This is a genomic window from Rariglobus hedericola (genome assembly GCF_007559335.1).
Lineage (GTDB): Bacteria > Verrucomicrobiota > Verrucomicrobiia > Opitutales > Opitutaceae > Rariglobus > Rariglobus hedericola.
On record NZ_VMBG01000002.1, the window covers coordinates 1,097,679 to 1,109,606 of the forward strand.

Here is an 11,928-nt window from a genome sequence, read left to right on the forward strand (position 1 = left end):
GAATGGCCTACACTTTCTCCACGCCGGGCCGGCCGAGGAGGCCGGAGGGGCGGAGGAGTAAAATCAAGATGAGGATGCCGAACGCGATGGCGTCCTTATAAGTGGAAAACTGACTGCCGCTGACGAGCGTTTCCGCTGAGCCGAGGAGGAGTCCGCCGAGGGCGGCGCCGGGGATGCTGCCGATGCCGCCGAGGATGGCAGCGACGAACGCCTTGAGGCCGGGCATAACGCCCATGAGCGGATCAATGGACGGGTAGTTCATCGCGTAGAGAACGCCGCCCGCACCGGCGAGTGCTGAGCCGATCACAAACGTGAACGAGAAAACCGTGCCGGTGTTGATGCCGACGAGCTGGGCGGCCTGCGGGTTGAGCGCGACGGCACGCATGGCGGTGCCGAGCCGCGTGTGTTTGACGATCAGTTGCAGCGCGACGAGCAGGACAACGGTGACGATCATCACGATGACCTGGTTGCTGGAGACATCGAGTCCGCCGAGCCGGAAGTGGCGCACGGGAAAGAGCTCGGGGAAGGTGCGCGGGGTGGCGCCGAAGACGAGTTGTCCGCCGTATTGGAGAAACAACGATACGCCGATGGCGGTGATGAGGACGTTGAGCACGGGCGCGCCGCGCAGGGGACGGTAGGCGATTTTTTCGATGATGAAACCGAGGATGCCGCAGACGAGCATGGCGGCGCCGAGTGCGCCGAAGCCGCTCCACCACGTGACCGAGCCGGCGAGCCGGCCGATGTAGCAACCGACGAAGGCCCCGACCATGAAGACCTCGGAGTGCGCAAAATTAATGAAGCGCAGGACCCCGTAAATCATCGTGTAGCCCAGCGCGATGAGCGCGTAGATCGCTCCGAGGGAGAGACCGTTGATGAGCTGTTGGAGTAATTCGGTCACGGGATTTTACGGGGCGATCGTCTTCACGTAGACCGGCTTTCGGTTTTGGATTTTGAGGATGGTTGCGGGTTTGCTGGCGTTGCGGTCGGGCCCCATGTCGATGCGGCCGGTGATTCCTTCAAAGCCACGGGTGGCGGCGAGGGCGTCTTTGATTTTTACAGGGTCGGTCGAACCGGCGCGGCGCAGGGCGTCCACTAACAGGTAGGCGGCGTCGTAGCCAAGCGCAGCCATGCAGTCGGGCGTGGCGCCGTCGTAGCGAGCGCGATAGCGGGCGACGAAGGCCTGGAGCTTTGGATCGGTCGAATCGGCGGAAAAATGCGTCGAGTAATAGCAGCCCTCGACGGCGTCGCCGGCGATTTCGAACAATTCGGGGGCTTCCCAGCCGTCGCCGCCGAGAAGTGGAACGGTGATGCCGAGCTCGCGGGCCTGTTTCGCGATGAGCGAGGCCTCGGTGTAGTAGGCGGGCACGAAAATCACGTCGGGGTTTGCGGCGCGGATGGCGGTGAGCGCGGCTTTGAAGTCCTTGTCGCCCTCGGCAAATTTTTGGTCGGCGACGACTTCGCCGCCCGCCTCGGTATACTGTTCAACGAACACCTTGGAGAGGCCTGTGCTGTAGGACGAAGACGTGGACGTGAGCACGGCCGCGCGTTTCGAGCCGAGGTCATCGCGGGCGAACTTGGCGAGCACTTTGCCCTGGAACGGGTCGATGAAGCAGGCGCGGAAAATATAATCGCCGGTCGCGGTGACGGCCGGGTTGGTGGCCGTGGGGGTGAGCATCGGGATCTTCAACGTCTGGGCGACGCTGGCGGCTTCGATGGAGCGACTGGAGATGACCTCGCCGATCAAGGCGACGACGTGGTCGCGGGTGACGAGTTTTTTAACCACCATGGCGGCTTCGCCGGGTTTGGACTGGGTGTCCTCGAAAATGAGTTCGATTTGCTGGCCGAGGACGCCGCCGGCGGCGTTGATCTCGTCGATGGCCAGACGGGTGGCTTTGGTGGAGGACTGGCCGAAGGAGGCGTCCTTGCCGGTGATGGAAGCGAGGTTGCCGATTTTGACGGTGGTAGGGGCGGAGGCGTCTTTGGGGGCGCAACCGGCGAATGCCAGGGCGGCGGCAAGGGAGCTGAGCAAAAGGGCCGTTTTCCGAGGGAGCAAAGGCATGGAGGAGTAGCTTTTGAAATTTGCGGACAAGCGCACGCAGTTAATACAGGGGGCGGGGAGCAGGCTTTGTTCCCAAAACACAGGTTGTTTCCCGCTTTGCATTTCGCGGGGCAACGATCTTTAACCGCAGCGTTGAATCTCATCGACCGATACCTTTTGCGCGAATGGCTGAAGATGCTCGGGCTCGTGCTGGGCGCGACACTCGGGTTGTTGCTCATGCAGGCGCTCTACGACGACTTCCGCGATCTGCTGGCCAATGGAGCGCAGTTTAACGATCTGGCGATCTACTACATGATCAAGCTGCCGAGCTACCTCTCGGTCGTGCTGCCGTTGGCGCTGCTGGTATCGCTCCTTTATACGCTGGGCCTGATGCACCGGAACCATGAGATCACCGCGTTGCGCGCGGCGGGCGTGGGGATTTTTAAGATCACGCGCAGCATCTGGCTGGCGGGCGTGGTGCTGTGCGGAGTGACCTGGTATATCAACGCAACGGTCATCCCGTGGTCGGTCGAGGAGTCGCGGGTCATTCGCAGTAACCTCGCGTTTCGTAATCAGGCGCAAAGCCTCTCCGTGGACCGCGTGGGCGTGAAGCCGAGCGTGGCCTTTGATAACCGTCATGACGGACGCATGTGGTTTTTTAACCGTTACAGCCAGTTCACGCATCGTGGGTATGGCGTCACGGTGGTGGAGCTCGATGTGCATCGCCGTGAAAAAAGCCGTTTGCTGGCCAGCGAGGCGTGGCTGGACGCGAAGCGGGGCGGCTGGGTGTTCCGCGACGGGCGCGAGATCACCATCAATCCCGATGGCGGCGAGGTGGAGGCGACCACGCAGTTTGGCGAAAAAGTGCGCAAGGACTTCCATGAAGATCCGGCGCTGATGCTGATTTTTGATGCGCGTCCGCAGGACCTGTCATTCACCGAGCTAAGGGCGATCATCGAGTATTTCTCGCTGGATGATAATCCGAAGCTGACGGCGTATCAGGTGCGGTATTACAACGTGCTGGCGGAGACGCTGGGGCCGCTGATCATCATCGCGCTGGCAATCCCGTTTGCGGTGAGCGGCGTGCGCGTGAATCCGGTCGTGGGCGTGTCCAAGTCGCTCGGACTCTTCGTCGTTTATTTTATCCTGCTGAAAACCTGTGGCACGCTGGGTGGCCGTGAGGTGATTCCGCCGTTATGGGCGGCGCTTTTTCCGAGTCTGGCGATGCTGGGAGCGGGGTTGGTCTTTTTGGTGCGGGTCAGGTGAGGCGGCCGCAGGTGGGGGTTGCGGGGTGAAAGTGGAGAGACCGGAAGCGGAGTCGTCGGTGAAGTCGTTGACGATGCCCTCGTAGGCTTTGTCCTGTTTGTAGATTTGCAGGACGCGGGCGTGCTCGTAATCGGTCGTGGGGAAAATCTTCGGCGGCTCGCCGGGCAGGAAAATCCCGGTGTAGGCACGCTGGCGGTCGACGAGACGGCGGATGACGAGCATGGGCGGGTAAGTTGAGTGATGAGAGACCGGAGCGGGTAGGTGGGCTCGTGACTCTCAACGCTCATCACTCAACTCTCAACCGCTTGACCGGTTTTTCCGGCCAAGTTCACGCCCACGCGTAGTTGAAGCTGATGCTGATGCGTTCCTCGTCGACGCGGTTCGCGGCGACTTCGTGGCGGAGCCAGCTTTCGAAGAGGATCACGTTGCCGGCCTCGGCGGGGTAAGTGGTGTAGGCGCGGTTTTCGTCGCGCACCGTGGGGAGCTTGGGCGGGGCGGCCATGAACTTGCTCAGGCGTGGGTCTTCGAACTTGAGGCCGGAGCAGCCCTTCGGCGTGCGCACATAATAGGTGCCGCTGATGAAGGAATTCGGGTGCAGGTGCAGCGAGTGGGCGGCGGTGGGCGGCATGATGTTGACCCAGCAATCGGTCATGCGGATGGAGCGGCCGCGGAGATCCATGTCGAGGTGCTTGGCGTAGGCGCGGACGTGTTTGGTGAGCTTTTTCTCCAGATTGCCGAACGTGCTGGAGAACGCATGGAGCTGGTTCATCGAGGCGTAGCTGGTGTAGCCGCCGGGGTAGTTTTTCGTGGACCAGGCGCGACCGGCATCATCGTAATCGCGGAGCTGGTGGCATTCGTCGGCGAGGTCGTCGTTGATGCGCGGGAGGCCCTTGGGCTGGAGCGGTTCGACGTAAATGAAGGTGGGAAACCAGGCTTTGATGGGCATGCGGATCGGAAAGTTGAGAGTTGAGTGATGAGAGTTGAGAGAATGGAGGAGACGGCAAGCGTTCGCGCTGGCGGGTGAGGCGGAGGGTGTTACGAGTGAGGCATGATGTTTTGGGAAAAGGTCGCGGTTTATTACGGGGTGATGTCGTTCATCACGCTGGTGGTGTATGCGTGGGACAAACGTGCGGCGAAACACGCGGGTGCGCGGCGGGTGCGCGAACGAACGCTGCACCTGTGGGCAGTGGCGGGCGGATTTGTGGGCGCGCTGATGGGGCAGTTCTGGCTGCGGCACAAAACGAAGCATCCGTCGTTTATAATCGTGACGGTGCTGGCACTGGCGGCCCACGCAGGCGCATGCGCTTGGTGGCTCAACGGCCGGTGACAGGTGGTTTTGGCGGAGGCAGCACCCGAGTGAGGGCGTCAAACCAGCGGGCGGCCATTTTGTCTGCGCCTTGTTGGTTGGGGTGGACGTGATCGGCGACGGTGTCGGTTTTCCAGTCGAAGCCGCTGGCCTGGTCAACGATGACCACGGGCGAAGCCGTCGTGGTGAGGCGGGCGGCGAGCGTGGCCAGCTGTTGGTTTAACTCCGGAATGTAGGAATATTTCGGCAGTTTTCCGCTGGGGATCACCTGGGCGAGCAGCACGATGACCTTGGGATTGATCGAACGCGCGGTCGTGATGATCGCGGTCGTGTCTTTGATCAAACCGGGGATCGGCAGTTGATCGGCGAACTGGTTGTGACCGGCATGGACGAGAATGATGTCGGCGGGGTTTTGACGGTAGAGCGTTTCAAATCGTGCGCGGATGAAGGCGGCGTTTTGTCCGGCATAACCTTCGTGGCTGAGCACGCCGAGCGGCGAACCTTCGACGGGGCGGGTGGTTTTGGAGCCGACATAGGCAACACGGTAACCGGCCTGGAGAAGTTTCTCCATGAGCGGATACCGGTAGACATGAAATCCTTCGCCGCCCTCCGTGATGGAGTCGCCGAGCGGCATCAGGGTGGTGACACCGGCCGGCGACGCGTCGCCGGCCGCCTGGCTCGCGAGGAATCCCAGGCAGGCGATGGCGGCCAGACGACAGAGTGCAGGCATGGCTCAGGCTCCGTAGGCGCGGATCTCGAACACGCGGGCGGCGGGCGCGCCGTGGGTGGAGAGAACCTCGAGATCGAGCTTCCGGCCGGTCACGGGCGTAACCAAGGTGTGGATACGCTTGCGCAGGTAGTTGTCGGTCACCTCGGCGATGACCGTGCCGTCGATGAGGAGACGGTAGGCCTTGACGGTCTCGGGCTGGGCGGCACGCGGGGCGGATTTCCCCGTGTGGTGATCGCTCATCGAGAGGACCAGTTCCTTTTCGAAGTGGGTGTCGAAGGTGACGTGGACTTCGCCGATCGCGGCCGGCGCCGGCAGCTCGAGGGCGAGGGTGGCGGGCAGCGAGGCAGATTCCCAGCGGTGTGAGGAGTCGGATGACCAGCTGCCGAAGCACGCCTTCAAATCGCGCGTGATACCGTCGATCACGTTGGCGGCGGGAAGCGTGGCGGACGACGCGGTGACCGTGGCCTTGCGGGCGAGGTCGGCCTCGTCGGAGTTGGGAACGTTGAGCAGGTAGCAGTCGTCGCGGAGGAGCGCCTGCTGGAGGGCGGAGACGTTTTCCTTGGTGGCGAGCTTGCGGATGTCGCTGCCCTCGGCGTTACACCACAAGGCGGCGGCGGTGCCGATGGCCTGGCCACCGATGGCGCAAGTGGCCATCACGCGGGTGCTGGCGAAGGCGACGTGGGAGGCAGAGATGTTGCGACCCGCGAAGAAAAGATTGGCGATGTTGCGCGAGTGATATGTGCCGAGCGGGATCGAGTAAAGGTGGCTGAAGTGCGTAGGTGTGAACGGACGCTCTTCGGGCACATCGACGCCGGATGGCGGGTGAAGATCGATCGCCCAGCCACCGTAAGCGACCTGGTCTTCGAAGATGCGACCACCGAGGACGTCCTGTTCCTTGAGGACGTGAGGTCCGAGGAAACGGCGGCTTTCACGTTTGCCGGGGATGGCACCGACCCAGTCGAGTGCCCAGTTGGCGGAGGCGGGGTGATCGCCGGAGTTTTTCACGTAATCCCAGACGCCGAGGGCGATGCGCAGGAGCTCGTGGCGGATGGTTTCGTTGTCCTTGAGGGAGTCGATCTGACCACCCCATTCGAACCACCAGTAACCGTATTCGTAGCTGTTGATCGGGCGGTGCTTGAAGTGCTCTTTCTTGAATTTGCGAATCCAGGACGGGGAGATGAACGGCTGGGGCGCGTCGTATTTGCGGCCGGTGATGAGAATGGAACTGCCGAGCGTGTGGCGGTCTGCGACGTCGCGAGCGAGGGTTTCGCCGTATTGCGATTTGGCTTCGCGGCCGACGTGGTAATCGGCACCGGCCTCGAAACCAAGGCGGCCGTCGCCCGTGCAGTCGGCGAAGAACTTGGCCTTGATGTGGAACTCGTCCTCCGTGGGATTGCGCACGGCGCGGACGGATTGGATGGTGTCGCCCTCGACCGTCGCGCCGACGACATCGGTGTCGAGGAAGAGCGTGATATTGGGCTCCAGCTTTACCTTTTCGTAGAGAAGGAGATCCCACTGCGAATAGCAGCGGTGGGGATTGCGCACGGCGTCTTCGAGGCGAAGTTCCTCCATGATGCCGGACTCGCGGGTGCCGGGTTTGGCGCCGTGGCAGTCGGCACCGACGATGTGCATCTTGATCTCGCTGGAGGCGTTGCCGCCGAGGACGGAACGATCCTGGATCAAGACAACGCGGGAGCCGCGGCGCGCGGCGGCGATGGCGGCGCAGACACCGGCGAGACCGCCACCGGCGACGACAAAATCAGTTTCAAGGGTATGCTGGGTTAAGGGCATGGAATGAGATTGCCGCAGACGGGTCATACGCTCGAATCTCGGTTTAGTGAAACCGTTGACTAAACTAATGCCTCCAACGCCACGCTGGCCGGAAAAACTGACCCAGAGCGTTGGATTTTACACGGAGCGGACAGGGAAGGGAGGCGGATCGTGAGCGAGGAGCGTCGGGTGACATTGCGGGAAGTGGCGCGGGTGGCGGGCGTATCGGTCTCGGCGGTGTCGTATGCGCTGCGGGGCGCGGCGAATATCCCGGCGGAGACGGCGGCGCGCGTGCGGGCGGTGGCGGACAAACTCGGTTACCGTCCCAATGCGCGGGTGGGGGAACTGATGGCGCATATCCGGCAGGCGCGTCCGCTCGCGAAGGCCGAACCGCTGGCGCTGGTGTATCTCGAAGGCGATCGTGCGACGGCAAAAAAAAACGGGTTTGCGCAAATCGTGGAAGCCAGTGCGCGGTTGCATGCGGCGCACCGCGGCTACCGGCTGGATGCGTTTTGGTTGTCGGAAGTGGAAGGCAATGCCCGCCGGCTCGCCGGCATATTAACCGCACGCGGAATCAGCGGGGTTTTGTTCGCGCCCACCGTTGGCGAGAAACGCATCGAGCTTGATTGGCCCTGGGCGGATTTTGCGGTGGCGGTGGCGGGCATGTCGGAGCTCAGCGTGGCGTTGCCGCGCGCGGGGCATCATCACTACGAGGCGATGCGCGAAGTGCTGCGGCGTATGTCGGCGAAAGGCGCGCGCCGGCCTGCGGCGATGATCGAGGCGACGACGAACGAACGCGCGCATCGTGGCTGGCAGGCGGCTTGGCTGGCGTATGGACCGGCCGGTGCGGCGCGGCGCCTGTGGCTGTATCGAGCCGGTGAAAAAAACGAACTCGCGGCGTGGTTGCAGCGGTTAAAGCCCGATGCGTTGGTGACGGATAACGCGAACCTCATCCACGCGGCGCAGGCGGCGGGTTGGGCGGAACCGAACGAGCGAGGAGCCGTGTTGTCGTGGCACGCGCGTTCGGCGTTTGGCGGAATCGATCAAGGCTATGATGACATCGCGGCGCATGCGGTGGATCTGGTGGTGACCCAGCTGCAGCGCAACGAGCGCGGGCTGCCCGATCCGCCGCCGATGCTGCTGTTTCCCGGACGTTGGCGGGAGTGTTCACAAACCTCGGCCGGAGGTCACGCGCCGTCTTTGCGCGAGGCGATGCGTTGCGCGCTATAGATGCCGGAATGACCGCTGAACTGATAACTCAACCAGCAGGCCACGGCGAAGAAAATGGCATGTTGTGCGCCGAAGAGTTCGATTCCCATCAGCGTGCAGGCAAGCGGGGTGTTGCTGGCCCCGGCGAAGACCGCGACGAAGCCCAGCCCTGCGGCGAGATCGACCGGCATGCCGAGCAGGCCGGCGAGGGTGTTGCCGAGCGCTCCACCAATAAAAAACAATGGCGTGACTTCGCCGCCTTTGAAGCCCGCTCCGAGCGTCACCACGGTGAAGAGGAGTTTCCAAAACCAGCTCCACGTATCCGCGCCGCCTTCAAAAAAAACCGACGTGGTGGTGGTATCGCCGAGGTTGAGTGCGACCGTGCCGAGACCGAGGTATTCACGCGTTCCGAGGAGGTAAGTGAGCGCGATGACGACCACGCCGCCGATCACCGGGCGCAGCCAGAAGCGGGGAACGTAACGGGTGAACGCCGCGCTGATTCCGTGGCCGGCGCTCGAAAAAAGACGCGCACATAAACCGAAGGCGACGCCGGCGATCGCGACCTTGGCGAGTAAGCTCAAATCCATCCCCGCAAGCATCGAGTGGTCACCCATCAGCGGTCCGGCGATCAGCATGCGGGTATGATGCGCGCCCCAGGCGGTGCAGGTGAAATCACCGACCAGCGCGGCCACCATACACGGGATGAGCATGTCGTATTGGACGCGGCCCAACGTGAGCACTTCCATCGCGAAAATCGCCCCGGCGAGCGGCGTTCCAAAGACTGATCCGAATCCCGCGGCGACGCCGGCCATGAGCAGCATGCGCCGATATTTTTCCGGAATGCGGGCGAGCGTGGCGAAGGCGCTGGCGAGTCCGCCACCCATCTGAACGGCAGTGCCCTCGCGTCCGGCCGAGCCGCCGAACAGGTGTGTGATCAAAGTGCCCCCCAGCACGAGTGGAGTGATGCGCGCGGGCACGCCGCCGCCGGGCTGGTGGATTTCGTCGATGAGCAGGTTGTTGCCGCGTTCAGCTCCGTTTCCGTAGGAATGATAAACCCACGCGATGCCTGCGCCGGCGAGCGGAAGCAGGAAAAGCAGCCAGCCGTTTTCGAAACGCAACGTGGTCGCCCGGTCGAGCGCCCACAGGAAAAACGCGCTGGCCGAACCGGCGAGCACTCCCACCGGCGTGACCAGCAACACGCCGATGATGAGACGGCGCAGGCCCTCCATGTTGAAAGCGTCGAGGCGTTGTGAAAGGAAGTTCACCGGCGGTATGGGTGGCGGATTTAGATGACGTCTTCGTCTTCGCCCAGACCTTGCTGGCCGCGTAGGAGGTCGTGCAGCGTGATCACACCGGCGAGGGCATTTTGACGGTAATCGCCGACGCAGATGAAATTGACGGATGACTCCACGAGGAGTTTTTGCGCCTTGGAAACGGAATCATGCGGGGAGACCCACAGCGCCTTGGCGAGGCGGGGCTCACGACCCTGCGCGAGTGAATCGGCGGCTTCCTGCCGCGTAAGAATGCCCGCGATGCTGCCATCGGCATTACGCACGGGAAAACGTTCATGGCTGTCGGAGTCGATCAGCGCTTTCAGACGGTCTTGGTCGAGAGATTCGATCACCACGGGTTTAAAGCAGGTGATGGTGCCGGCGGGCAATTCACGCCAGCGTTTGTAGTCCCGGGGTGGCAGCACGTGATGGGGATCTTCGCCGTTCTGGCGGAGCATTTCTTCGTAGAGGCCTTCTTTGGCGAGGCGGCGGGCGACGAGCTGGCTGACAAGCGTCGCGAGCAACAGGAGCGGCACGATCACAAACTGGTGTGTCACTTCGAAAATCAGCAGGATGCACGTGATCGGAGTGCGGATGACTGCGCCCAAACAAGCGCACATGCCCGACATCACGAGCATGGCCTGGTCGGAATGGGTGAGCGGCATGAATCGCGAGGCGCCCGCGGCGATGGCCCCGCCGCACATGGCACCTAAAAACAAATTGGGCGCAAAGATGCCGCCGCAACCGCCGGCGCCCACGGCGAGGATGGTTGCGCCGAGCTTGGCAATGCCGAGCACGAGGGCGATGGACCACGTCATGCGTCCGTCGATGCACGCGGTGATGTCCGCGTATCCGATACCAAATACGCCGAGATGCCCGGTGTAGAGAAACGCCGCGCCGCCCAACACCCACGTGCCGAGGGCGCCGGTCGCGGGCTGGGCCCAGGCGGGCAGCCAGTTGGCACCGCGAAAACGCAGGCGCGCGGCGAGGGCGCCCTTGTGAAAGGCGATGCCGGCTCCGGCGGCGACGAGGGCGACCAGCGGACACAGCAGCACGCCGCGCCAGCCTGGTTCGCTGAGTGCGGCCACTTGGAATGCGGGCTGGTTGCCGATGAGTGCGTGGGAAACGAGCGCGCCCATGACCGCCGCGAGCAGGATTCCGCCGAGCAGCCGGCTGTTGAGATCGCCGACGATTTCCTCGAGGACGAAGGTGATCGCAGTCAGCGGCGCGTTGAACACCGCGGCCAACGCGGCGGCGGAACCGGCGGCGCTGAAAATGCGGCGGCGTTGTTTGGCTACGCCGAAGAATCCCGCCGTCGATGAAAGAGTCGCGGCGCCGATTTGCACGGCGGGTCCTTCGGGGCCGAGACTGACGCCGCTGCCCATGGTGAGGGCGGAGCCGGCAAACTTGGCGATCGCGGTGCTTGCCGGCATTTCACCGAAGTCTTTCCAAAAGGCGAGTTTGGTGGGAAGCACGCCACCGCCACCGGCCTGCGGTGCGAAACGACGGACAATCCAAGTCGCCAGCAAACTGCCGATCACGACCGAGGCGAGGGTGCCGCCGATGAACCAAGCCGTGCCGTATTCCGCGAGCGCGTGGTAGGTGTGGTGGGCGATCCATTCCGACACGATATGGAAGGCCACCGCGACGAGACCGGTAAAGATGCCGAGTGATGCCAGCATCACCATCTGACGGGCCGAGGTGGGAATCGTCAGCCACCGTGCTTTTAACGAAGCGAGGGCATCGGTGAAGGAGGGTTTCATTACGTGTGGGAGCGCCGCCCGCAGGTGCGGCCGAAAATCGAAGGCACTACTTCGCAGGTTTCTCTCGCGGGGTTCAACGATTCTCTTGCGGCCACGGCTAAAAGCGCGGCTCGCCGTTCTCCTGCGAGTCAGTCAAGTATCCCTGCATGAACTGGTTTTACTGGGCGCTGTTATCCGCGGTGTTTGCAGGGGCGACGGCGATTCTCGCCAAGGTCGGTGTCGAGGGCGTGAACTCGCATCTCGCGATGGCGATCCGCACGACGGTCGTGTTGGGGTTTGCGTGGATCCTTGTGGTGATCGCGGCACCGTCGCCCTGGCGCGAAATGCAAACACTCACGGGCCGCACCTGGCTTTTTCTTGGCTTATCGGGCGCGGCGACGGGTTTGTCCTGGCTGTGTTATTTCCGCGCGCTGCAACTGGGCGAGGCGTCAAAAGTCGCGCCGATCGACAAGTTGAGCGTGGTTTTCGTGCTGGTGTTCGCCGCGCTGTTTCTGGGCGAATCGCTCACGTGGCGCACGGGACTCGGCGGTGCGTTGATCACGGCCGGAGCCGTGGTGCTGGTGATGAAGTGAACA

General features: G+C 63.0%; 12 protein-coding genes. 4 read left to right on the forward strand and 8 right to left on the reverse strand.

The window, feature by feature from the left end:
- Window positions 1-7: 7 nt before the first annotated feature.
- Both FPL22_RS14890 and FPL22_RS14895 read right to left on the reverse strand, forming a co-directional pair.
- Window positions 8-898, reverse strand: a complete 891-nt coding sequence (locus FPL22_RS14890; protein ID WP_144353777.1) for a branched-chain amino acid ABC transporter permease — start codon at window positions 896-898, stop codon at window positions 8-10.
- Window positions 899-904: 6 nt separating this feature from the next.
- A complete protein-coding gene (locus FPL22_RS14895; RefSeq protein WP_238991430.1) occupies window positions 905-2,059 on the reverse strand; it encodes an ABC transporter substrate-binding protein in 1,155 nt (384 codons plus the stop codon).
- Between the two features lie 132 nt (window positions 2,060-2,191).
- Here FPL22_RS14895 and FPL22_RS14900 point away from each other — a divergent pair, with 132 nt between their 5' ends.
- Window positions 2,192-3,304, forward strand: coding sequence for an LptF/LptG family permease (locus FPL22_RS14900; protein WP_144353779.1), 1,113 nt, complete (start codon window positions 2,192-2,194; stop codon window positions 3,302-3,304).
- Here FPL22_RS14900 and FPL22_RS14905 read toward each other — a convergent pair.
- Both FPL22_RS14905 and FPL22_RS14910 read right to left on the reverse strand, forming a co-directional pair.
- Complete coding sequence (locus FPL22_RS14905; RefSeq protein WP_144353780.1) at window positions 3,233-3,526, reverse strand: hypothetical protein; 294 nt, start codon at window positions 3,524-3,526, stop codon at window positions 3,233-3,235. The genes FPL22_RS14900 and FPL22_RS14905 overlap by 72 nt on opposite strands.
- A 106-nt stretch (window positions 3,527-3,632) precedes the next feature.
- Window positions 3,633-4,250, reverse strand: coding sequence for a TIGR02466 family protein (locus tag FPL22_RS14910; RefSeq protein WP_144353781.1), 618 nt, complete (start codon window positions 4,248-4,250; stop codon window positions 3,633-3,635).
- A 102-nt stretch (window positions 4,251-4,352) separates the two neighbouring features.
- Here FPL22_RS14910 and FPL22_RS14915 point away from each other — a divergent pair, with 102 nt between their 5' ends.
- On the forward strand, window positions 4,353-4,631 hold the full coding sequence (locus tag FPL22_RS14915) for a DUF1294 domain-containing protein (RefSeq protein WP_144353782.1): 279 nt from the start codon (window positions 4,353-4,355) through the stop codon (window positions 4,629-4,631).
- Here FPL22_RS14915 and FPL22_RS14920 read toward each other — a convergent pair.
- A complete protein-coding gene (locus FPL22_RS14920) occupies window positions 4,618-5,340 on the reverse strand; it encodes a GDSL-type esterase/lipase family protein (RefSeq protein ID WP_144353783.1) in 723 nt (240 codons plus the stop codon). The genes FPL22_RS14915 and FPL22_RS14920 overlap by 14 nt on opposite strands.
- Window positions 5,341-5,343: 3 nt before the next feature.
- Window positions 5,344-7,131, reverse strand: a complete 1,788-nt coding sequence (locus FPL22_RS14925; protein WP_144353784.1) for an FAD-dependent oxidoreductase — start codon at window positions 7,129-7,131, stop codon at window positions 5,344-5,346.
- Window positions 7,132-7,281: 150 nt separating this feature from the next.
- Between FPL22_RS14925 and FPL22_RS14930 the strand changes: the two genes are divergently transcribed.
- On the forward strand, window positions 7,282-8,340 hold the full coding sequence (locus FPL22_RS14930) for a LacI family DNA-binding transcriptional regulator (RefSeq protein ID WP_238991431.1): 1,059 nt from the start codon (window positions 7,282-7,284) through the stop codon (window positions 8,338-8,340).
- Here the strand turns inward: FPL22_RS14930 and FPL22_RS14935 are convergent.
- Together FPL22_RS14935 and FPL22_RS14940 are read right to left on the reverse strand one after the other, a co-directional pair.
- Window positions 8,298-9,584: a voltage-gated chloride channel family protein gene (locus FPL22_RS14935; protein WP_203235164.1), complete on the reverse strand. Its 1,287-nt coding sequence runs from the start codon at window positions 9,582-9,584 to the stop codon at window positions 8,298-8,300. The two genes, FPL22_RS14930 and FPL22_RS14935, sit on opposite strands and share 43 nt — an antisense overlap.
- Before the next feature lie 20 nt (window positions 9,585-9,604).
- A complete protein-coding gene (locus FPL22_RS14940) occupies window positions 9,605-11,353 on the reverse strand; it encodes a chloride channel protein (RefSeq protein WP_144353786.1) in 1,749 nt (582 codons plus the stop codon).
- Window positions 11,354-11,499: 146 nt separating this feature from the next.
- On the opposite strand from FPL22_RS14940, the gene FPL22_RS14945 reads away from it, so the two are divergent.
- Window positions 11,500-11,925, forward strand: a complete 426-nt coding sequence (locus FPL22_RS14945) for an EamA family transporter (protein ID WP_144353787.1) — start codon at window positions 11,500-11,502, stop codon at window positions 11,923-11,925.
- The last annotated feature ends 3 nt before the right edge of the window (window positions 11,926-11,928 follow it).

Bases quoted from the DNA above. Each gene is read 5' to 3' on its own strand.
- FPL22_RS14895 (WP_238991430.1), bottom strand. From the start codon at position 2,059: ATGCCTTTGCTCCCTCGGAAAACGGCCCTTTTGCTCAGCTCCCTTGCC.
- FPL22_RS14905 (WP_144353780.1), bottom strand. From the start codon at position 3,526: ATGCTCGTCATCCGCCGTCTCGTCGACCGCCAGCGTGCCTACACCGGG.
- FPL22_RS14910 (WP_144353781.1), bottom strand. From the start codon at position 4,250: ATGCCCATCAAAGCCTGGTTTCCCACCTTCATTTACGTCGAACCGCTC.
- FPL22_RS14915 (WP_144353782.1), top strand. From the start codon at position 4,353: ATGATGTTTTGGGAAAAGGTCGCGGTTTATTACGGGGTGATGTCGTTC.
- FPL22_RS14920 (WP_144353783.1), bottom strand. From the start codon at position 5,340: ATGCCTGCACTCTGTCGTCTGGCCGCCATCGCCTGCCTGGGATTCCTC.
- FPL22_RS14925 (WP_144353784.1), bottom strand. From the start codon at position 7,131: ATGCCCTTAACCCAGCATACCCTTGAAACTGATTTTGTCGTCGCCGGT.
- FPL22_RS14940 (WP_144353786.1), bottom strand. From the start codon at position 11,353: ATGAAACCCTCCTTCACCGATGCCCTCGCTTCGTTAAAAGCACGGTGG.
- FPL22_RS14945 (WP_144353787.1), top strand. From the start codon at position 11,500: ATGAACTGGTTTTACTGGGCGCTGTTATCCGCGGTGTTTGCAGGGGCG.